Genomic DNA, 1,349 nt, shown 5'->3' with positions numbered 1-1,349 from the left:
TGGTAGTCTTTTTCAGAAACTTAATTGGAACACAATCGCGTCTGGCTAAGGCGTGAAAGTCTACTGAGGGATAACTGCTCCCATGCTCCCGTTGAAGTAGAAAGTAAAGTCTAGTTTTGTCTAGGTTTTATATAGCAGTAATAAAATTAGAGCGAAGTTAAGCTGTTGTGCCTTTAACTTGAATAATTAATACAAGCAAGATGCTTGTGCTACTGTAAGTTCAGGTTTTTTGATTATACAGTTTAGCTAGTTTTAGGGATAGTTTGTTGGGTTTTGTTCCTTAACCCAACCTACAAGATCAGCGATCGCATTTCAGATTGAAGTTAAGCTGTCATGCAGCTAAACTGTATAATCTTAATATTCTTAAGTCTTGTGGAACAGGCATCTTGCCTGTTAACCTTATATAAATTAAATGCACAACAGCTTATTTATTAATTGGTAAAGAAAATTAATGACTAATGACTAATTACCAATTATGCCAAAGTTGTTAAACCTTGTAAATAATCTTCTAACTGTCTAGCGTGATCATGAGACATTTGAGGTTGAGGTAAAGAACTAGGATCAAAAGCTTGAATTTCTAACACTTCTAAATTATCTTCAACTTTCATTTCTCCTTGTACTTCTGCTTCCACCACAATACAAATAGAATGAATTCTCGGATCTCTATCTGGTGCAGAATACACCCCTACCAAACGCCGAATTTTTAATAATTCTAGTCCAGTTTCTTCTTTTAATTCTCGACAAACTGTACTAGCAATATCCTCTCCCCAGTCTATCATTCCTCCCGGTAAAGACCAACAACCATCATCACTGCGACGAATCAAAACAATTCTACCATCAGGTAAAATGGGAATCACGCTAGTACCAGTAATGGGATGGCGAAAAATAATACCCAATACTGTTTTTCCAACGTGCCATAAGCTACCAATAGATTTAATTAATGAACTAAAAAAAGCCAGAATGTTCAATCTTCAAATTCTTATTTTGTAATTGTTAATTGGCGAACACTTGATAGAAATGTAACTCACAAAAGATGATTTTCGTTTTTTTTATACAACTCTATCAAGTATTAGGTTTATTATTCTGCTATATAAAACCTAGACAAAACTAGACTTTACTTTCTACTTCAACGGGAGCATGGGAGCAGTTATCCCTCAGTAGACTTTCACGCCTTAGCCAGACGCGATTGTGTTCCAATTAAGTTTCTGAAAAAGACTACCACCATCATTGCTTGGTTTTCGCGTCGGCAATAGTCTCAATTCAATACTTGATATCACCGTATTATATATCAAGTAGTTGATTTTTTCCTAAAAATATATTGATTTTTGTCAATACAAGTATAGTTTTGT

General features: G+C 34.7%; 1 protein-coding gene. It reads right to left on the bottom strand.

Annotated features, from left to right (window positions below; all coding sequences use genetic code 11):
- Positions 1-473: 473 nt before the first annotated feature.
- Positions 474-968 carry an NUDIX domain-containing protein gene (locus PN497_RS00585; protein WP_096566860.1) on the bottom strand — a complete coding sequence of 165 codons (495 nt, stop codon included), beginning with the start codon at positions 966-968 and terminating at the stop codon, positions 474-476.
- Positions 969-1,349: the final 381 nt, after the last annotated feature.

It is taken from the genome of Sphaerospermopsis kisseleviana CS-549 (assembly GCF_028329225.1).
GTDB lineage: Bacteria > Cyanobacteriota > Cyanobacteriia > Cyanobacteriales > Nostocaceae > Sphaerospermopsis > Sphaerospermopsis kisseleviana.
The sequence above is the reverse complement of the archived record's forward strand: the minus strand, read 5'-3'. Positions and strand labels throughout refer to the sequence as shown.